This window comes from Leisingera sp. ANG-M7, from assembly GCF_000813965.1.
Taxonomy (GTDB): Bacteria; Pseudomonadota; Alphaproteobacteria; order Rhodobacterales; family Rhodobacteraceae; genus Leisingera.
In genome coordinates this window covers 45,994-65,950 of record NZ_JWLI01000012.1, presented here as the reverse complement: position 1 = coordinate 65,950, position 19,957 = coordinate 45,994, and the positions used below count along the sequence as shown (strand labels likewise).

18 protein-coding genes are annotated in these 19,957 nt (G+C 61.0%); 10 read left to right on the top strand and 8 right to left on the bottom strand.

What is annotated here, in order from left to right:
* Positions 1-2: 2 nt before the first annotated feature.
* The 4 genes from holA to RA26_RS14870 form a co-directional block, all read right to left on the bottom strand.
* On the bottom strand, positions 3-1,031 hold the full coding sequence (gene holA / locus RA26_RS14885) for a DNA polymerase III subunit delta (protein ID WP_039184792.1): 1,029 nt from the start codon (positions 1,029-1,031) through the stop codon (positions 3-5).
* Positions 1,028-1,543, bottom strand: a complete 516-nt coding sequence (gene lptE / locus RA26_RS14880; protein ID WP_039184790.1) for an LPS assembly lipoprotein LptE — start codon at positions 1,541-1,543, stop codon at positions 1,028-1,030. The genes holA and lptE overlap by 4 nt, the downstream gene beginning before the upstream one ends.
* Entirely contained in the window at positions 1,530-4,109 is a 2,580-nt protein-coding gene (gene leuS / locus RA26_RS14875; RefSeq protein WP_039184789.1) for a leucine--tRNA ligase, read from the bottom strand. The genes lptE and leuS overlap by 14 nt, the downstream gene beginning before the upstream one ends.
* An 88-nt stretch (positions 4,110-4,197) precedes the next feature.
* Positions 4,198-4,680, bottom strand: a complete 483-nt coding sequence (locus tag RA26_RS14870) for a DUF3576 domain-containing protein (RefSeq protein WP_039184786.1) — start codon at positions 4,678-4,680, stop codon at positions 4,198-4,200.
* A gap of 310 nt (positions 4,681-4,990) precedes the next feature.
* Between RA26_RS14870 and RA26_RS14865 the strand changes: the two genes are divergently transcribed.
* Both RA26_RS14865 and RA26_RS14860 read left to right on the top strand, forming a co-directional pair.
* The gene (locus tag RA26_RS14865; RefSeq protein ID WP_039184784.1) at positions 4,991-6,028 is read left to right on the top strand and encodes a porin; all 1,038 of its coding nucleotides are present in this window, start codon (positions 4,991-4,993) and stop codon (positions 6,026-6,028) included.
* A 123-nt stretch (positions 6,029-6,151) separates the two neighbouring features.
* On the top strand, positions 6,152-6,802 hold the full coding sequence (locus RA26_RS14860; protein ID WP_039184783.1) for a YggS family pyridoxal phosphate-dependent enzyme: 651 nt from the start codon (positions 6,152-6,154) through the stop codon (positions 6,800-6,802).
* A gap of 20 nt (positions 6,803-6,822) precedes the next feature.
* On the opposite strand, the gene RA26_RS14855 is transcribed toward RA26_RS14860, so the two are convergent.
* Positions 6,823-7,332, bottom strand: coding sequence for a L,D-transpeptidase family protein (locus RA26_RS14855; RefSeq protein WP_193747624.1), 510 nt, complete (start codon positions 7,330-7,332; stop codon positions 6,823-6,825).
* Entirely contained in the window at positions 7,332-8,420 is a 1,089-nt protein-coding gene (gene ribA, locus RA26_RS14850) for a GTP cyclohydrolase II (RefSeq protein WP_039185032.1), read from the bottom strand. The genes RA26_RS14855 and ribA overlap by 1 nt, the downstream gene beginning before the upstream one ends.
* A gap of 172 nt (positions 8,421-8,592) precedes the next feature.
* Between ribA and RA26_RS14845 the strand changes: the two genes are divergently transcribed.
* Entirely contained in the window at positions 8,593-9,279 is a 687-nt protein-coding gene (locus RA26_RS14845; protein ID WP_039184779.1) for a response regulator transcription factor, read from the top strand.
* A gap of 231 nt (positions 9,280-9,510) precedes the next feature.
* Positions 9,511-10,299, top strand: a complete 789-nt coding sequence (locus tag RA26_RS14840; protein WP_039184777.1) for an exodeoxyribonuclease III — start codon at positions 9,511-9,513, stop codon at positions 10,297-10,299.
* Between the two features lie 132 nt (positions 10,300-10,431).
* On the opposite strand, the gene RA26_RS14835 is transcribed toward RA26_RS14840, so the two are convergent.
* On the bottom strand, positions 10,432-10,953 hold the full coding sequence (locus tag RA26_RS14835) for a DUF6653 family protein (RefSeq protein WP_039184775.1): 522 nt from the start codon (positions 10,951-10,953) through the stop codon (positions 10,432-10,434).
* Positions 10,954-11,027: 74 nt separating this feature from the next.
* Here RA26_RS14835 and RA26_RS14830 point away from each other — a divergent pair, with 74 nt between their 5' ends.
* The 3 genes from RA26_RS14830 to RA26_RS14820 are packed head-to-tail and all read left to right on the top strand — an operon-like array spanning position 11,028 to position 12,811.
* Entirely contained in the window at positions 11,028-11,954 is a 927-nt protein-coding gene (locus RA26_RS14830; protein ID WP_039184772.1) for a tetratricopeptide repeat protein, read from the top strand.
* 27 nt (positions 11,955-11,981) lie between these two features.
* A complete protein-coding gene (locus RA26_RS14825) occupies positions 11,982-12,626 on the top strand; it encodes an LON peptidase substrate-binding domain-containing protein (protein ID WP_039184770.1) in 645 nt (214 codons plus the stop codon).
* On the top strand, positions 12,623-12,811 hold the full coding sequence (locus RA26_RS14820) for a Trm112 family protein (RefSeq protein WP_039184767.1): 189 nt from the start codon (positions 12,623-12,625) through the stop codon (positions 12,809-12,811). The genes RA26_RS14825 and RA26_RS14820 overlap by 4 nt, the downstream gene beginning before the upstream one ends.
* 25 nt (positions 12,812-12,836) lie before the next feature.
* On the opposite strand, the gene RA26_RS14815 is transcribed toward RA26_RS14820, so the two are convergent.
* The gene (locus RA26_RS14815; RefSeq protein WP_039184765.1) at positions 12,837-14,063 is read right to left on the bottom strand and encodes an FAD-dependent monooxygenase; all 1,227 of its coding nucleotides are present in this window, start codon (positions 14,061-14,063) and stop codon (positions 12,837-12,839) included.
* Positions 14,064-14,173: 110 nt separating this feature from the next.
* On the opposite strand from RA26_RS14815, the gene RA26_RS14810 reads away from it, so the two are divergent.
* The 3 genes from RA26_RS14810 (at position 14,174) to RA26_RS14800 (ending at position 19,926) form a co-directional block, all read left to right on the top strand.
* The gene (locus RA26_RS14810) at positions 14,174-15,505 is read left to right on the top strand and encodes an amidase (protein WP_039185030.1); all 1,332 of its coding nucleotides are present in this window, start codon (positions 14,174-14,176) and stop codon (positions 15,503-15,505) included.
* Positions 15,506-15,614: 109 nt separating this feature from the next.
* Positions 15,615-16,793: an aminotransferase class I/II-fold pyridoxal phosphate-dependent enzyme gene (locus RA26_RS14805; RefSeq protein ID WP_039184762.1), complete on the top strand. Its 1,179-nt coding sequence runs from the start codon at positions 15,615-15,617 to the stop codon at positions 16,791-16,793.
* A 115-nt stretch (positions 16,794-16,908) separates the two neighbouring features.
* Positions 16,909-19,926, top strand: a complete 3,018-nt coding sequence (locus RA26_RS14800; protein ID WP_039184760.1) for a DNA translocase FtsK — start codon at positions 16,909-16,911, stop codon at positions 19,924-19,926.
* The last annotated feature ends 31 nt before the right edge of the window (positions 19,927-19,957 follow it).

Below are 19,957 nucleotides of genomic sequence, written 5' to 3'. Positions count from 1 at the left end.
GATCAGCGGGCGCGGCTGAGCATGGCAAGCCGGATCAACGCCCGTTCCATCAGGGCCAGCGCTGGTGCTGTCTGGCCGGCAGAACGCAGAGCCAGATCGGTGTCGGTGATGATCGTCAGCGCAGTTTCCAGCCGGTTTGCGCCCCAGTTCTGCGCCTGCCGCAGCATCCGGTCGCGGCGTTTGCCGTAGAGCGGCGGGCGCAGCTGGCCGATGCCCTGGGCCGGGCCGCCGGGAGCGGAGGCGATGGTGTAGAGTGTGCGGAAATGCCGGGTGGCGCCGATGCAGAGGGTAACAGCGTTGGTGCCCTGCGCCTGCAAGCGGCGGATCAGCGGGCCGATTTCGGGGCTGCGGCCCTCGGCGACCACGTTGAGCACGTCATCCAGCGCGGCTTCGGTCGACTGCGGGGCGACGGCGCCGATGTCGTCCAGTGACAGCGGGCTGCTGTCACCGTGTTTATAAAGCGCCAGCTTCTCGATCATGCGGGAAAAGTCGCCGGGGCCGATATCATTGGCGATATCGGTCAGCGCCGACATGCTTTCGCCGGGCACGTCGCGGATGCCGGCCTCGCCCAGAATGCGTTCGATCTCAGCACGCGAGGGCGGGTCGTCGTAAATGCCAACCGCATAGGCGTTGCCGTGGCCCTCAAATGCTTTGCGCAGCTTTGAGGACGCTTTCAGCTGCCCGGCTGTGACTACGATCTGTGCATCGCCCGGCTGCCATTCCTCCAGTGCTGCGACAATGGCGGGAGTGGCGGTGTCGTTGGCGCCTTCGACAAACACCGCCCGGACACCGGGAAAGAAACCGACCGCTTTGACTGCATCCAAGAGCTGGGCCGGATCCTTGCGCAGATCGCTGCCGGGCAGGCGTGTCAGCCTCATTTCCTCTTCAGCGCCGGGACCTAGCAATGCTGCAAGTACCTGCTGGCGTTTCAAGGAGACGCGCATCGCGTCGGCACCATAAATCAGGATGCCTGTCTTGCCTGGATCGGGCTTGGCGAAATAGCCGTCGGCTTCGCGTGGAGAGAGCTTCATTCAGCCGCAGCGGAGAGATCCGCGGTTGCCAGGATCTGTGCGGTTATCTGGTCTGCCAGAACAACCATCAGCCGTTCGTGCGCATCCCTTTCTCCTGCCAGCGTTTCTATAGTGCTGCCGGTGGCGGAGTAGCCGGAGAAGTTACGGACAGTCCCGCTGGATGCAACCTTTCCGTCTGACAACCGGGTCAGCGAAAAACTTGCGGTCCCGACGACGGAATAACGGGTGATTTCGCTGTCCGCAGTAATTGCCTGACCTTCTTCCCGGGTGCTGAGCGTCAGATCAAGCGTATAAGCTGGGCTGCTGCCCCGGCCCAAGCGTTGCTCAAGGTTCTGCACCAGGAAATAGGCGTCAGCCCCGCTGGCGCCCTTGATTTCCTCAGGATCTTGAACTTCGATCTTGCCGTGCAGCTCAGACCCGGTTCCGCCTGGAGCGTAAACCGGTGTAAAGCCGCAGGCCGCAGCCACCAGGGGCAGGGCCAGCAGCAGGCTTCTGCGATCAAGCAACGACATTCACAATCCGGCCCGGCACCACGATTACCTTTTTCGGAGCGCCGCCATTCAGCGCCTTTTGAACAGCTTCGTGCGCCAGCGCGAGTTTTTCAACCTCTGCCTTGTCCAGGTCTTTGGCGACTTCGATTTCGCCGCGGCGTTTGCCGTTGATCTGGATCGGCAGGGTCACAGTGTCCTCGATCAGCATCGATTCGTCTGCCACCGGCCAGGGTGCCGTGGCGCACAGGCCCTCGCCGCCCTGATGGTTCCAGATGTCCTCCGCCAAGTGCGGGGTCATTGGGGACATCAGCTGGGCTAGGGTCATAACCGCCTCGCGCTGCGCCTTGTAGCCGGCCTTGGATTTGCTGAGCGTGCCCGTGAAGGCGTAAAGCTTGGCAATTGCCGCGTTGAAGCCGAAGGAATCGATGCCCAGTGTCACGTCGCGGATGCATTTGTGCATCTCGCGCAGCAGGTCCTCGTCACCTTCACCTTCTGCGGTACGGTCCATTTCCCCGATCCGGTCGCACAGGTTCCAGACCCGGTTCAGGTGTTTATGAGCGGCCTCTGCGCCTGAGGCAGTCCATTCCACGTCCCGTTCGGGCGGGGAATCGGACAGTACGAACCAGCGTGCGGTGTCGGCGCCGAAAGACGAGATTATGTGCAGCGGGTCCACGACATTTAGTTTTGATTTAGACATCTTAGTCGAGGGCTCAACCAAAACCTTCTCGCCTGTCTCGCGCAGGGTGAAGTTGCCATTCTCGTCGCTTTGAACGTCAGCCGGGAAATGGTAAAGTTTTTGACCATTGGGCTGCTTCCGCTCTGCATTCAAATAGGCAGCATGGGTCACCATGCCTTGGGTGAACAGCGCATCGAAAGGCTCGATGGATTTCTCCGGCAGGTGGCCGCAGATCTGCATCGCGCGGGCAAAGAACCGTGAATAAAGCAGGTGCAGAATCGCGTGCTCGATGCCGCCGATGTACTGGTCGACGTTCATCCAGTATTCGGCCTCGGCCATGTCGGTCGGGGTCTCGGCGCGCGGGGCGGTGAAACGGGCGAAGTACCAGGACGAATCGACGAATGTGTCCATGGTGTCGGTTTCGCGCTGGGCCGGCTTGCCGCAGGACGGGCAGGCGCAGTTGCGCCAGGTCGGGTGACGGTCCAGCGGATTGCCTGGCACAGAGAAGTCGATCGGCTTGCCGCCTTCATCATAAGGCAGGGCAATCGGCAGATTTTCTTTTTTTTCCGGCACAACGCCGCAGCCTTCGCAGTGAACCACGGGAATCGGGCAGCCCCAATAACGCTGACGGGAGAGGCCCCAGTCACGCAGGCGGTATTTGGTGACGCCCTGGCCCCAGCCGGCCTTCTCCGCAAAATCGACGGTGGTGTTGATCGCTTCTTCGCCGGTAGCCTCGGTCAGGCCGGCGAAATGGTCGACCCAGCGGACCTTCTCGGTTTTCGGGGGAACAAATGCTTCATTTTTGACTGGCGCGCCGCTGTCCAGAGCAAAGAACGTGTCCACCACCGGCAGGTCGTACTTGCGGCAAAAGTCGAGGTCGCGCTGGTCGTGCGCCGGGCAGGCAAAGATTGCGCCGGTGCCGTAATCCATCAGGATGAAGTTGGCGATCCAGACCGGCAGCTCCCAATCCGGGTTCAGCGGGTGTTTGACTCGGATGCCGGTGTCATAGCCCAGCTTTTCGGCCGTCTCGATGGCTTCTTCGGTGGTGCCGCCCTTGCGGCACTCGGCGACAAATGCCGCAACTTCGTCCGATTCGGCTTCCAGTGTCTTGGCAATCGGGTGATCGGGAGAAATGCCGACAAAAGATGCGCCCATCAGCGTGTCGGGGCGGGTTGTGTAAACCTCAATCGCTTCGCCGCCGTCGGTGCGTTCAAATGAGAACTGCAGGCCGCGTGACTTGCCGATCCAGTTTTCCTGCATCAGGCGTACCTTGGCGGGCCAGTTTTCCAAGCCGTCCAGCGCCGACAGCAGCTCTTCGGAGAAGTAGGAAATCTTGAAGAACCACTGGGTCAGCTCGCGCCGCTCCACCAGCGCGCCGGAGCGCCAGCCGCGGCCGTTTTCGACCTGCTCGTTGGCCAGAACGGTCATGTCGACCGGATCCCAGTTCACCACGGCGTTCTTGCGGTAGACCAGGCCTTTTTCAAGAAAATCGAGGAACAGCGCCTGCTGCTGGCCATAATATTCGGGATCGCAGGTAGCGAACATGCGGGACCAGTCCAGCGACAGTCCCAGCGGTTTCATCTGTTCCACCATCGTGTCGATGTTTGAATAGGTCCAGTCCTTGGGGTGCCCGCCGGAGGCCATCGCGGCGTTCTCGGCCGGCATGCCGAATGCGTCAAAGCCCATCGGGTGCAGCACGTTATGGCCGGTCGACAGCTTGTAGCGCGCAATGACGTCGCCCATCGTGTAGTTGCGCACATGCCCCATGTGCAGCTTGCCGGACGGGTAGGGGAACATCTCCAGTACATAATACTTGGGTTTGTCGCCGGTACGTTTGGCCTGGAAAATCCCGGCCTCGTCCCAGGCCTTCTGCCATCGTGCTTCGATTTCAGGAGCTATGTAACGCGGCATCAGAGCGGTCCTTTGCATGAAAACGCCGGGCTGGTGGCCCGGCGCTTCTGATAATGGGGTTTGGTCGGCGATTCCAGAGGGCGCAGGGTCAGAGTTTGCCGTCCGCGATCCGCAGCTGGCGCGCGCGGGACAGAATGGCATCCTCGACCGCGCGGGTGGTGCTGGCGCTGACCGGGCCGCCCTTGGATTGCAATGCAACATTCAGGGAGCGTGCGTCCAATGCCGGATCCTTGATGTGAATGGTGGCGCGGTACGACCGCCCGCCGCCGGGCGGGGTGCCGTATCCGGTCACGATGACTCCGGTGAAGGGATCAACCGACTGAACGGGAAGAAAGCTCAGCACATCCAGGCTGGCAGTCCACAGGTAACGGTTCACCTGAACAGTCTGGTCCGGCTTGGCATTCAGGAAGTCGAAGACGGAGGATTTGGTCGCTTCGCCCTGGATCTCTTCCTTGTGGCTGGTTGTGCGCGCAGTGCTTGCTGGCGACTTGTCTGCCCTTCCGCCGCAGGCCGCAAGGCTGAGGCAGATTGCGCCCATCACTGATACCCGCAGGGTCTTTCCGTATTTCATAACCGCTCCCGGAGCCATTTTCTGCGCGAACACCTAACGCAAGCGGCGCTGGCGGAGCAAGGGCTTTGGTCTCTATGACTCTGCTCCTGCGGAGGATTTCACGTGCTAGAGGCAGGCTGAAGTACGGATCGGGGCTGTTTCAGGCACCCGGGCAGTGCGGACTGTGGCAAAGCTGCACCATCCGGAGCCGCATCGTTTCGCCCGGCTTTCCCAAGTCTTGCCAAAACGGGGGCGAAAGAGCGAAACCCCTTGGCATACCCACGCCGGATTCCCCGGTTTGGGCAGTGGAATAGAAACCGAGGGAAAAACTATGAAAAAGGTTCTCTTCGCGACCACCGCGCTGATCGCCACCGCAGGCATGGCCGCGGCAGAAGTTAAAGTGTCCGGTTACGGCCGTTTTGGTCTGGACTGGAACGAAGCAAACGAAGGTGCGCCGGTTCCGGCTGCAGGTGCGACTGCTTCCGACGCTGACGAAACCAACATCACCAGCCGTTTCCGTCTGCAGTTCGACGTCTCGACCGAAACCGACGGTGGCGTGACCCTGGGCGGCCGTATCCGCGCGCAGGCAGAAAACCGTGACGGTTCCCAAGGTGCGGCCAGCTGGTCCAGCCCGCAGTTCCACGTCGCATACGGCGGTCTGCGTGTGAACGTTGGCAACATCTGGGGCGCGATCGACTCCGCACCGGGCCTGTACCTGAACACCACCTCGGTTGGCACCGGCATCGACGGCATGGGCTTCAATTCCCTGGCAATCCAGGGCGCAAGCTTTGACACCTTCACCTCCGCAGGCGTTGGCCGTGGCGGCGTTGAAGCCATCTACTCCGCTGGCGGCTTCACCGGTCACATCTCCTACTCGAAGCAGAACGACACCGTCACTACTGCTGCCGCAGCAGACACCGACGCGTCCGATGGCTCCATCAGCCCTGCTGTCGCCGGTGGCACCACCGAAGGTGAAGAGCGTACCGCAATCATGCTGTCCTACTCCTTCGGCGACTACTTCGTGACTGGTGCTTACCAGGACTCCAGCGTTGCAGCCAACGACGAAGTCGGCTTCCTGGCAGCCGGTGCTGACTTCGGCCAGTACGGTGCAACCCTGTCCTACGGCACCACCGAAGCTACCGACGCGATCACTCTGGTTGGCGAAGCTGAAATCGGCGCAGCTTCCACCCTGATCGGTTGGGTCAGCAGCCGCGATGCAAACACTGCAGCAGGCAATGACGACACCGCATTCGGCATCAACTACGAGTACGACCTGGGTGGCGGCGCAACTTTCGTCGCTGGCTACGTGAACACCGGTGCTGACACTGGTGAGAACTCCGTGCAGGCAGGTGTGCACTTCAGCTTCTAAGCTGAAGCACGCTTAGCGTGACATTCGGGGCGGGTTCCTTTGGGACCCGCCCTTTTTTTTTGCCTCTTAACATTTCCGAGCAAACAGTGTTTTTTGCGGCGAAACAGTGATGAGGCCGGACCCATGCCGCTTGCAGAGATCAAATCGAGAATTGCCCAGGCTGAAGCAAAGGCCGGCCGTGAACCTGGCAGCGTGCAGCTTGTTGCAGTGTCAAAGGTGCAGCCAAACGAGCGGGTTCAGGCGGTGCTGGAGGAGGGGCAGCGCTGCTTTGGCGAGAACAAGGTGCAGGAAGCGGCTGGCAAATGGCCGGGTTTTTCTGAGCAATTCGAAGGTATCGACCTGCATTTGATCGGTCCCTTGCAAACCAACAAAGCGCGCCAAGCGATGGAGCTGTTTGACAGCATCCATTCAGTGGACCGTCCCAAACTGGCCAATACAATCGCGCGGCTGGCGCAGGAGTTGGGGAAATGCCCGGACCTGTTTGTTCAGGTGAACACTGGTGAGGAGGAGCAGAAAGCAGGCGTGATGCCGGCCGATGCGGATGGCTTCATTGCCGAGTGCCGCAAGCTGAATCTGCCGGTGAAGGGACTGATGTGCATCCCACCCGTGGATGAGGAGCCGAGTTTGCATTTCGCGTTGCTTGCCAAGATCGCCGAGCGGAATGACTTGCAAGGCCTGTCCATGGGGATGAGTGGAGATTTCGAGACAGCGATTGCCCTTGGCGCGACGCACGTAAGGGTCGGATCGGCAATTTTCGGCGAACGCACGTACTGAAGCGAATTCTATTGAAAAGCTCAGGCGCCAGCCAAATCAGGAACAATGATCCTTGTGCCGATTTGCACCTTGGCAGCGAGCCAATGAAGGTCCGTTCTGGAAAAGGCAATACACCCTTCTGTGGGATAACCGGGGCGGCGCCACTGATGGATGAAAATGGCTGATCCCTTGCCGGGAATGGCATCCGGCCAGTTCCAGTCGGTGATCAGAACCAGATCGTACAGTGGGTCTGCGCGGCGCAGGTTTTCATGGCTGAAACAATAGGGTGCCCGCACCTGAAGGTTATAGAGGGCATCTGCGGAATCATCTGACCATAGGTCTCGGGGGCCAATTGGGACCGCCCAAGGAGCCGGCTGGAGCAGGCGGTCCGGCCTGAAAAGCATCCCTGCAATTCTGTGAGTACCCACCGGTGTCGCGCCATCGCCTTCACGCTTGTTACCTGACAACCCGCCTTTGCCGATTGTGCAGGGCAGCACCCGTCCCATAAAACGGACGCCTGCCGGGGTCAGAACCAAATCAGCAGGCGTCACTACAGCATATGCCCGGACTTGCGGGCCTTGGTGGCCAAATAATGCTGATTGTGGGCGTTTTCCCCCACTTTCAGTGGCACCCGTTCAGCCACTTGAATGCCCGTTTTCTCCATCATTGCGATCTTGTTGGGGTTGTTGGTCAGCAGCCGCACGTGCGAAAAACCCATCTTCTTCAGGATTGCTGCACCCAAGCGAAAGTCCCGTTCATCATCTTCAAATCCGAGCCGATGGTTGGCTTCGACAGTGTCAAATCCTTGATCTTGCAGGGAATATGCCCGCATCTTGTTGGCCAGGCCGATACCACGGCCTTCCTGGTTGAGATACAGAAGCACACCTGCGCCTTCCGCCCCCATTTGTGCTAGTGCCCCCTGCAGCTGCGGGCCGCAGTCGCATTTGAGGGATCCCAGAACGTCACCGGTGAAGCACGCCGAGTGCAGCCGGACGAGTACTGGCTTGCCGCGGTCGGGGCGGCCGATTTCCACTGCATAGTGCTCCTCTGCGCCGTCTTCGGGGCGGTATATATGGAGCCGCCCGGCCTCTGCAGCCGTCATCGGCAGGCGGGCAGCGGCTACCGGGTGCAACGGGGAGCTTTTGCTCAGCAGCGGTTCCGCCGCGCTGCGTGAAATGAGGGTCAGGCCGTGGCTTGCCGCAAAAGCTGACGGATCGTTCAGAGGCACAAGCACAGCAGCGGGCAGCATGCGAGCGGATTTTGCCAAGGCAATGGCGAGCCTGTGCAGGTCTGCGCTGCCGCTGCGCAGGCTGGACAGCGGGCCCTTCATCGGTGTGTTCAGATCGCCCGACGGATCTGCCATCGCTTGGATCCAGTTTCTCCCCTCGGATGCAGGCACTTCCACACGCGCAGTGTCCTCGTCATATACTCGCGCCTTCAGGGTTTCTGCGCGACGGGCTGTCAGAGCCAGGGACAAAGCCCCTAGGGACCGCATGTCCGAAAGGCGTGCATCGGTGAGAGCTTCCACGGCAATCGCCAGCGCGGTCTCGCTTCCGTCGGTCAAGACAACCGGCAGTCCCATCCGCAGATCGACCCGGGCGCGGGCCAGCAGTTCGATCATTGTGGGCATCAGGCTCATGCGGCGCATCCGATGTTATTTTGTAACAAACCTTGCTGTCTTTACGCCTAAATGCAACGGATGTGAAACAATTTCCATGCCATGGACACGTCGGCGTGAGAGTTTTGCAGCAAATCTTGCCGCGGGCGCAAGGGATGCGCATTTGTGGTCAAGAGAACAGGAGGGCGAGCCGATGGCGCAACTGAAGAAAATTCTGCTGGTTGATGACGACGAGGACCTGCGCGAGGCCTTGAGCGAACAGCTTGTGATGACCGAAGACTTTGACGTGTTCGAAGCAGAGAATGGTCAAAGCGCAATGGAGCGAGCCAAGGAAGCCCTGTACGACCTGATTATCCTGGACGTTGGCCTGCCTGATACCGATGGCCGCGAGTTGTGCCGACTGATGCGCAAACAAGGGGTGAAGTCACCGATTCTGATGCTGACTGGCCACGACACAGATGCAGATACGATCCTGGGACTGGATGCGGGCGCAAACGACTATGTGTCCAAACCGTTCAAATTCCCGGTTCTACTTGCCAGGATCCGTGCCCAGCTGCGCCAGCACGAGCAATCGGAAGATGCCGTCTTTGCGCTTGGGCCCTATACGTTCAAACCTTCGATGAAATTGTTGATCACCGAAGACGAGCGCAAGATCCGGCTAACGGAGAAGGAAACCAACATTCTCAAGTTCCTGTACCGATCTAGTGACGGTGTGGTGCCGCGTGATGTGCTTTTGCATGAGGTCTGGGGGTACAATGCAGGCGTAACCACTCATACGCTCGAAACCCATATCTACCGCTTGCGTCAAAAGATTGAGCCTGACCCCTCGAACGCGCGCCTTCTGGTGACGGAATCAGGCGGATACCGTTTGGTTGCCTGATGCTGCTGGCGTTGAGCCAAGTCAAAGAGGGACCTGAGGTTCGTCTTTAGAGTGGCCCTATACCCGCGCATATCCGGGTCATGATATGCACCTCCCTGTTGGACTTGGCCGGGCTCTATGTCCGGCCATTTTTTGTTGCGCTTGACTGCTTGGCCGGAAAACGCCTCTGGCACTTCCGGGCTCACGCATGCAGTATCGCCGCCAAATATGCATTTTTTCACGAGGCGCGCGATGCCATTTACTCTTGCCACCTGGAACATCAACTCTGTCCGTTTGCGCGAGCCGATTGTGCAGAAACTGCTGCAGGAGGAAGGGCCGGATGTGCTTTGCCTGCAAGAATGCAAGAGCCCTGTGGACAAGATTCCGATGGAAGGCTTTGCGGCACTTGGCTACACGCACATGATTGCCCGGGGCCAAAAAGGCTACAACGGCGTGGCGATCCTGTCCCGGCTGCCGATCGAGGATGTCGGCGACAAGGACTTTGCCGGTCTCGGCCATGCCCGTCATGTGGCTGGCCGGCTGGAAAACGGGGTTGTGGTCCACAATTTCTATGTGCCAGCAGGGGGTGATGTGCCAGACCGGGATCAAAACGAAAAATTCGGCCAGAAACTGGACTACCTGACGGACATGCGCGACTGGTTCCGGACCGAGAAGCCGAAAAAATCCATCTTGGTTGGTGACCTCAATATTGCCCCGCGGGAGGATGATGTCTGGGATCACAAGAAACTACTGAAGGTTGTTAGCCATACGCCGGTAGAAGTGGAGCATTTCGGGGCGGTGATGGAAGCAGGCGGATGGTCAGACGTGACCCGCTCCGACATCCCAGACGGCCGCTTGTACAGCTGGTGGAGCTACCGGGCCAAAGATTGGGACGCGGCCGACAAGGGGCGCCGGCTTGACCATGTCTGGGCGACGCCAGACATCAGGAATGCTGCCCACTCCAGCAAGATCCTGCGCGATGCACGCGGCTGGGAGAAGCCAAGCGATCATGCGCCGGTCTTTGCAACTTTCGATCTATAATCTCCTTCGCAGCGCTCCCGCTTGATCCCAGGCATCCTTGGATACCCAAATCAGTTGGGCGCGGCACCCGGCCCAACACAGCAAAGGAACCGGCAAGGCCGGGGTCCTCAGCGGGGGCCGGAGCCGCCCGGGTCAGTGCAGCCAGCGGGCGTAGTCAGGGTGTTTGTCCTGCATATCTTGATACAGCCAGGCCATCCGGTCGACGAACCACAGCTTGCCGCCAATCATCAGGATCAGCCCGGCCAGAGTGGCACCCGGGTGCAATGCCCACAGGCCGTAAACCCAGGGGATAACGCCAATGCCTGACACCCAGGCCAACCCTTTTGCCCAGGTCACGTGATGGTGCGGGACAGGCACCTGCTCCCGATTCAGAAACACCCGTTCGCCAAAGGTGCCACGGGAAGCCCAGTTGTCCGTTCTGGCAGGCCGCGCAAAGGCACGCGGGTTCCACCAAGTCCAGACCAGCACCAGCAGAACCGGCAGCAGGGCGCCCCAGCCCAGCCAGACCCTTGACCAGATGGCCAGGGTCATCAGCGGCAGTACGGACATCCGGCTGTAGACACTCCACGGGTTTGCATGCCGCGCCCAGGCGGCGTCGTCCATATTCATCAGCCGCTCTGATATGGCAAAGAGATCGAACCTGCGGCGGGCCATTGACAAACTCCTCTCTTGGTTTCCGGCGCGCAGGATTCCATATAGGGGGCAAGTTCCAAGCGGAGAACAAGCAGATGACCGAAATTCTTGGCAGCGCCGCACCGGCGGATGATCTGATCAAAGACGTGACCGAAGCCACCTTTATGCAGGATGTTGTGGACGCATCGATGCAGGCACCGGTGATTGTGGACTTTTGGGCGCCCTGGTGCGGCCCGTGCAAGACCTTGGGCCCAATGCTGGAAGCGGCCGTCACCAAGGCCAAGGGCGCGGCCACCATGGCCAAGATCAACGTGGATGAAAACCAGCGCCTTGCGCAGGCTTTGGCGCAGCAGGGTTTGCCGCTGCAGTCTATTCCGACGGTTGTGGCGTTTGTCCAGGGGCGCCCGATTGACATGTTCCAGGGTGCGCTGCCTGCATCCGAAATTGATGCCTTTGTGAAGAAGGTGATCGAGGCCGCAGGCGGCACTGCCGATGGCGGCCTGGGCGAGGCGCTGGAAGCGGCGGAGCAGATGCTGGCCGAAGGGGCTGTCGCAGATGCGGCCCAGACCTTCGCGGCGATACTGGGTGAGGATGACAAAAACGCTGCTGCCTATGGCGGCCTTGCGCGGGCCCATATCGCACTGGGGGATCTGGATCAGGCTGAGGCTGTTCTGAACGGTGCGCCTGCAGAGATCTCCACTGCGGCAGAGATCGAAGCGGCCCACGCGCAGATCGCCCTCGCACGCCAGGCAGAGAATGCGGGCCCTGTGGCAGAACTGCGGGCTGCGGTGGATGCCAGCCCGGATGATCACCAGGCACGTTTCGAGCTGGCAAAGGCTCTGCACGCAGCGGGAGATGCTGATGCGGCAGTCGATGAATTGCTGGAGTTGTTCCGCCGTGATCGTGAGTGGAATGACGGCGCCGCCAAGGCTCAGCTGTTTACAATCTTCGATGCACTCAAACCGAATGACCCGGTGGTGCTGAACGGGCGCCGTAAACTCAGCTCGATGATATTTGCCTAAGACCGGGGCAGCACTACACTCTGTCCCATGATCCAGCCTGCCGATTTGCCGGACACAATCGCCGTGTTTCCTTTGCCCGGGGCGCTTCTGCTGCCCCGGTCCCGTTTGCCGTTGCACATCTTCGAGCCGCGATACCTGCAAATGCTTGAAGATACACTGAAAACGCGGCAACGGCTGATTGGTATGGTGCAGCCGTGTCCTCTCCCGCACGGAAACGGAGAGGAACTGCACAGCATCGGTTGCGCCGGCCGGGTGACGCAGTTCTCCGAAACAGAAGACGGCCGGTACCTTGTCACTCTGTCTGGGGTCTCCCGGTTCAGGATCACCCGTGAGGCTAACGGATTCACACCCTACCGGCGCTGTGATGTCAGCTGGGCAGGGTTTGACAGGGATCTGGGGCGCTGCGAGGCGGATGAATCCCTTGACCGCCCTTCTTTCCTGGATCTCCTTGACCGTTTCTTTTCCGCCCGGAATCTGTCTACCGACTGGGAAGCACTGAAGGATGCGGATGACGAATTGCTGATCAATTCACTGGCGATGCTGCTGGAATTCGATACCGAGGAGAAACAGGCCTTGCTCGAGGCTCCCTGCCTTGCCACAAGGCGGGAAACGCTTGTCACTTTGATTGAGTTTGCCCTGCGCGGCGGCTCTCAGGAGGAAACCCTGCAATGACCGAGACACAGGCGCCAGCCTTTGACCGGCGGATGCTGGAAGCACTGGTCTGCCCTTTGACCCAGACGGTGCTGGAATACGACGCCCAGGCGCAGGAACTGGTTTCGCGTGCGGCCAATCTGGCCTTTCCGATCCGCAACGGCATCCCGGTGATGCTGGTGGATGAGGCGCGCGAGCTGGACTAATCCGACGGGCGGCACCCGCCCAACATTAAATCGCTTGCCCTTTCAGCAGCCGCGGCAGATCACCGGTCAGACCGGCCGCCTCGCGCACGAAGCCGCGGCGTAGCCCAGGCATGGTGCCCGCAAGCCCCATGCCGATGTCCCGGCCTAGCCGCAGAAGCGGGTTGTCGTTGGAGAACAGGCGATTGAACACGTCAGTCGCCACTGCAAGCGACGCGGTGTCGAAACGGCGCCACTGCTGATAGCGTTCCATCACCATGGAGGAGCCGATGTCCTCGCCCCGCCGGGTGGCCTCAGTGATAACTTCCGCCAGCGCGCCGACATCGCGAAGGCCTGCGTTCAGCCCCTGGCCCGCAATCGGGTGCATCCCGTGCGCGGCATCTCCGATCAGCGCCATCCGGTCGCCGATGAAGCTGTTGGCGATGGTCAGGTTCAACGGGTAGGTGAAACGCTTCCCGGCCAGGGAAATCTCTCCCAGGAAATCGCCGAACCTGGGTCGCAGCGCCTGGATGTAATCCGCGTTATCCAGGGCGTGGATCGCCTTGGCGGTCTCGGTCCGCTCGCTCCATACAATCGACGACCGGTTGCCCGGCAGCGGCAGGATCGCCAGCGGCCCGGGCGGCATGAAGAACTGGTGGGCAATGCCGTGGTGCGGCTTTTCGTGGTCGATGGCGCAGACCAGCGCGGTCTGGCCATAGTCCCAGCCAGTCCTTTTGATACCGGCCCGTTGCGCAGTACCGCTGCGGCGCCCGTCGGAGCCGACAAGCACCTGGCCGCGCAGCTCCCCGCCGTCATCCAGCGTGACTGTCACACCAGTCTGATCCGGCGCTTGCGTGACTACTGTGCGTCCGGACACCAGGGTAATACCGGGCGCATATTCCATCGCCTGCAGGAAGGCGCGGCGCAGGAAGCGGTCCTCGACCATATATCCCATCGGGCCTTCTTCCAGCTCCGCATGGTCGAAGTGGATGAAAAACGGCGACGGTCCGTGGCCCGCGTGGCCGTCCGTTACCTTAATTTCCAGCATGGGTTGCGCATTGTCCCCGATATGCTGCCAGACGCCGGTCTGCTGCAGCAGCCGCTGCGAGGCAAGCGCCAGCGCATAGCCGCGGCCGTCGAAACACTCGTCGGCCAATTTGTCTGGGGACAGAGAATCGACGACGGTAACGCTGTGGCCGGTCTGAGCTAGGGCCAGAGCCAGGGCCGGACCATTCAGCCCGCCGCCTACGATCAGGATATCGGACGCATTTTTCATGCCCCGCAATATGCGCCTGCTGGCGGGATTGTCCATGCAGGAAGCGCGGGATTGTGCCTGCGTCCTGCTGCCGCTACCGTCTCCGGCAGCTGCCAAGAGGAGAGATGCTGATGCAAGACTGGCTGACGATGACTGCCGCCGATTTGGGACGCGGGATTGAAGCCGGTGAGATTGGTCCGGTGGCGCTAACGCGTTGCTATTTGGAGGCCATCGACTCGCATCCCCTGAAAGACCGGATCTACACGCAGGTGACCCATGACCGCGCGCTGGCGGAGGCGAAGGCGGCTGAGCAACGTGCCCGTTTGGGTTTGCGCCGCTCGCTGCTGGACGGGGTGCCGATCAGCTGGAAGGACCTGTTCGACAGCGCAGGCACTGCAACCGAATCCGGTTCGGATCTGCTTAAGGGGCGAGTGCCGGATCAGGATGCCGCCGTGCTGTCCAATGCAACGCTCATGGGCACGGTCTGCCTCGGCAAAACCCACATGAGCGAGCTGGCGTTCTCCGGCCTTGGCTTTAACCCGGTCAAGGAAACACCACCCTGCGTGAATGACCAGGCGGCCGCGCCGGGAGGGTCGTCCTCCGGCGCGGCCGCCTCTGTGGCATATGGACTGGCGGCGGGTGGAATTGGCTCTGACACGGGCGGTTCGGTTCGTATTCCCTCAGCCTGGAATGATCTTGTGGGGCTCAAGACAACCTCCGGCCGGATCACGCTGGAGGGTGTCGTTCCCTTGTGCCTGAAGTTTGACACCGTCGGCCCGTTGGCCCGGTCAGTCGAAGATGCCGGGCTGCTTCTGGGCGTGCTGGAAGGGACCGCGGGTCCTGACCTGCGCAATCCTGGCGCCCTGAAAGGCCGCCGGTTTGCCGATTTGCAGAACGTGGCGCAGGACGATCTTGATCCGAAAGTTGCCGCCGCCCATCGCGAGACGCTGGAAAGGCTGAAAGACGCCGGGGCAGAGATCGTGCCGCTTGAGGTGCCTGCGTTGGACGAGGCGATGGGCCTCAGCCCGATTCTCTACACGACAGAGGCCTATGGATTGTGGAAGGACGTGATCGAAGCGTCTCCGCAGCTGATGTATGCGGAGATTCTGGAACGCTTCCGCTCCGGCGCGCAGTTCAACGGAGCGGATTATGTCGCGGCATGGGCCAAGCTGGAGCAATGCCGGATGGCCTGGGATCAGGCGGTGGCCGGATTTGAAGCGGTACTCAGCCCTGTCTCGCCGATCCTGCCGCCCAACCTGGAGCGGCTGCAGAGCGACCACGACTATTACGTCCGTTCCAACCTGATGGCGCTGCGCAACACCCGGATCGGCAATCTGATGGGGCTGTGCGGCCTGTCGTTGCCCACCGGCATCCCAAGCTGCGGGCTTCAGGTGCTGGGGCAGCCGGACTGCGAGGAGGCCTTGCTGCGCACCGGTGCCGCGATCGAGTGTGCCTTGGCCTGAAAGCCACATTCGGCCCAGCGGCCTCATCACCGGGTGGACGCGTCCGCCCGCCCCCTGTAACCTGAGGCGCAAACGGGGCGCCAATGATCCCGTGACCGAGGCACAAGATATGGATTTTCCTGAGCGGTTTTCGAACCTGCCAGCCTATGCGTTTCCGCGCCTGCGGGCGTTATTGGACCATCACACCCCCGGCGGGGATGTGGTGCATATGACCATTGGCGAGCCGAAACATGCGTTTCCGGCCTGGGTCACCGATGTCATCGCCGAAAATGCCGCCGGGTTTAACCAGTACCCGAACAACGACGGCACGCCGGAACTGCGCGGTGCGATTTCGGAATGGATCCATCGCCGCTATGGCGTGACCACGGACCCCGAGACGCAGATCATGGCGTTGAATGGCACCCGCGAGGGGCTGTACAACGCCGCGATGGCACTGTGCCCGGAGCAGAAGAACGGTCAGAAACCCGTGGTTCTGATCCCGAACCCCTTTTACCAAGTCTATATGGTGGCGACGATTTCTGTCGGTGCAGAGCCTGTTTTCGTGCCTGCAACCGCCGCCACCGGCCATTTGCCGGATTACGAAAATCTGCCCGAGGATGTTCTGAACCGTACGGCGGTCGCCTACATCTGCTCACCCGCCAATCCGCAGGGCGCTGTGGCTTCGCGCGGTTATTGGACCCGGCTGATCGAGCTGGCGGAAAAATACGATTTCCGCATCTTCGCGGATGAATGCTACTCCGAAATCTACCGCGATGAGGCCCCCGTGGGTGCGCTGACCGTTGCGCAGGAACGGGGTGCCGACCCCGAACGGGTGGTGCTGCTCAACTCGCTCTCGAAACGTTCGAACCTGCCGGGGCTGCGCTCAGGGCTGATTGCGGGCGGGGCGGAGACCATCAAGCGGGTCAAACAATTGCGTGCCTATTCCGGTGCGCCGCTGCCGGGCCCCTTGCAGGCCGCCGCCGCCAGGGTCTGGGCGGATGAGGCGCATGTGGCGGTGAACCGTGCGCTCTATCAGGAAAAATACAAAATTGCGGATGAGGTCTTTGATGGCCTCAATGGCTACATGGCGCCCGAGGCGGGCTTTTTCCTTTGGCTTCCGGTGGACAACGGCGAGCAGGCCGCGCTGAAGCTGTGGAAGGAAACCGGAGTGCGGGTGCTGCCCGGCGCCTATCTGGCGCAAGGCGTGCCGGGCCAGAACCCGGGCGAGACGTATATCCGGGTGGCGCTGGTCGCCCCCGCTGAGGACACCCGCAAAGCGCTGAGCACGCTGCGCGGCTGTCTTTACTGAATTCTGCTGAGCGGCCCTTGGCTGAGGGCCGCGCAGCCAAAACCAAGAACGGACAGGCCTGTGACCCCGCGGTGAACAGCGGGGCAGGGGTAAATGAAACGGAACTGAGGTAGGCATGGCATTTCAAACCCGCAGCCGCGATCCGCTGCTCGACAGCAATATGCAGGCGGCCATTGAAAAGCGCGGCAAGGAACTGATCGGGATTGCTCTGATTCTGGTGGGGCTGATGGTTGCGGCCATGCTCGGTTCCTACACGCCAGAGGACCCGAACTGGACGGTGTCCACCGACGCGCCGGTGCAGAACTGGCTGGGCCGCCCGGGCGCGTCTGTCTCTTTCATCCTGATAACCCTGTTTGGCAAGGCCAGCTGGGCAATGCCGCTGTTCCTGTCGGCCTGGGGCCTGCGGTTTGTGCTGCACAAGGGCGAGGACCGCGTCGTCTGGCCGCTATTGCTGTCAGTGCCATGGCTGCTTGTGGTAGCCCTGCACATGGAGACATTGAACGCCAGCACCAGCTGGCAGCAGAACTATGATTTCGGCCTTGGCGGCATGGTTGGCTACACCTTCCTGGGCGCGCTGCTGGCGCTGTTGCCGGTCGGGCTGCATTTTATGGTTAAGATCATGTCTCTGCTGAGTGCGGCAGGCATGCTGGCGCTTGGCTGCGCGGTGCTGGGTTTCACCTGGCCCGAGGTGAAGAAGGGGCTGAACAAGGTGATGATTGGCCTCATTCTGGGATATGGTGCAGTGGCCGCCCTGCTTGGCCGTGGTGCTTCCAGTGGTCTGCAGGCTGCAATGACCTACCGCCGGGAGCGGGCAGAACGCGTGCATGACGATGGCGCTTATGTCAGTGACGAAGCCGATCCTGAAATGTTCGAGGACTATCCGGAAGAAACCTATTCAGCCGGTGCCTTTGAGGAAGAGCCTGAAGCCCCGGCCAAGGGTGGCTTGCTGTCGCGTGTGCCTAGCCTGATCCGCCGTGCGGCGCCTTCTGCCGCCGCTTCGGAAAACGCCTATGCCACTGAGGCGGGTTTTGAGGGTGAAGAGGAGGCAGAAGGCGAAAGCGTCGACGGCGAAGACCGCATTTCCAGGAAAATCGCCAATGCAGTAAGAATCCGCCGAGCGGCTGATACCCCGCCAGAGCTGGATCCGAACCTGCCGCTGACCAAGGGGCGCGGCCAGCGCCCGGCTCCGCTGATCTTTAATCCCGCAGCCGCCCAAAGCGGCTTGCCTGCTGAACCTCCCCTGACTTCGATCCATGACCCCGCGCAACCTCTGAGAGCAGAGCCGCCGCTGTCCTGGCAGGCTCCTGAGGAAGGGGCATTTGTCCCTCAGGCGCCGGATGCAAATGTTCAGCCGGAAATCAGCAGCAGCGGGGTTGGTGATGCACCCCAAACGCTGACTCCTGACCATGTGCCGGCCGAGACCTTGCCTGATGCAGCGGTGTTCGTTGAGGAGGCTTCCGAGGCAGCCAAGGCACCGGGGCCACGGCTGACGGTTGACCTGCCGGTAGCAGAGCCGCGCAAGGCGGTGGTGGAAAAAACGGTGCGAAAGCCGGTACAGCCTTCTGCACGCGCCAAGGCCGAAGCCCAGCCGAACCTGGCTTTTGACGACAGCCAAAGCGATTTTGAACTGCCGCCGCTGAACCTGCTGACCAACCCGGTCAGCATTGAGCGCCACCACTTGAGCGATGAGGCGCTGGAAGAAAACGCCCGGATGCTGGAGACGGTGCTGGACGACTATGGCGTGAAAGGTGAGATCGTCTCGGTCCGCCCTGGCCCTGTTGTCACCATGTATGAGCTTGAGCCTGCGCCGGGCCTCAAGGCCTCCCGCGTGATCGGTTTGGCGGATGACATCGCCCGTTCCATGTCTGCGCTGTCCGCACGGGTTTCCACTGTGCCGGGCCGCACCGTGATTGGTATCGAACTGCCGAACGAGAGGCGGGAGAAGGTTGTGCTGCGCGAGATCCTGTCATCACGCGATTTCGGCGACGGCAATCACGCGCTGCCGCTGGCACTGGGCAAGGACATCGGCGGTGATGCCATGGTGGCAAACCTCGCTAAGATGCCCCACCTGCTGATTGCCGGTACCACTGGTTCCGGTAAGTCGGTAGCGATCAACACGATGATCCTGTCGCTGCTTTATAAGCTGACACCGGACGAATGCCGCCTGATCATGATCGACCCCAAGATGCTGGAACTTTCCGTCTATGACGGTATCCCGCATCTGCTCTCGCCCGTTGTGACAGACCCGAAGAAGGCGGTCGTTGCCCTCAAGTGGGTGGTGGGTGAGATGGAGGACCGCTACCGCAAGATGTCCAAGATGGGCGTGCGCAACATCGCCGGCTACAACGGCCGCGTAAAGGAAGCGCTGGCCAAGGGTGAGATGTTCTCGCGCACGGTGCAGACAGGTTTTGACGAAGACACCGGCGAACCGGTGTTCGAGACCGAAGAGTTCGAACCGAAGGCGCTGCCATACATCGTTGTGATCGTTGACGAGATGGCGGATTTGATGATGGTCGCAGGCAAGGAGATCGAAGCCTGCATCCAACGCTTGGCGCAGATGGCGCGTGCTTCGGGCATTCACTTGATCATGGCAACCCAGCGTCCCTCGGTCGATGTGATCACCGGCACCATCAAGGCCAACTTCCCGACCCGGATTTCCTTCCAGGTGACTTCCAAGGTCGACAGCCGCACCATCCTGGGCGAGATGGGGGCTGAACAACTTCTTGGCATGGGCGACATGCTCTATATGGCAGGCGGCGCCAAGATCACCCGTTGCCACGGCCCGTTCTGTTCGGATGAAGAGGTTGAGGAGGTAGTAAACCACCTGAAGCAATTCGGCCCACCGGATTATGTGGGCGGTGTGCTGGACGGCCCGGATGAGGACAAGGCTGACAATATTGACGCTGTTCTAGGTTTGAACACTGGCGGCAATACCGACACCGAGGACGCGCTCTATGACACGGCGGTCGCCATCGTGATCAAGGACCGCAAGTGTTCAACCTCCTACATACAGCGCAAGCTGGCGATCGGCTACAACAAGGCTGCCCGGCTGGTCGAGCAGATGGAGGATGAGGGTGTCGTTTCAGCTGCGAACCATGTGGGCAAGCGGGAAATTTTGGTTCCCGAACAGTAAGCTGACGAATTTCTGCCGATGCCGGGGCCGC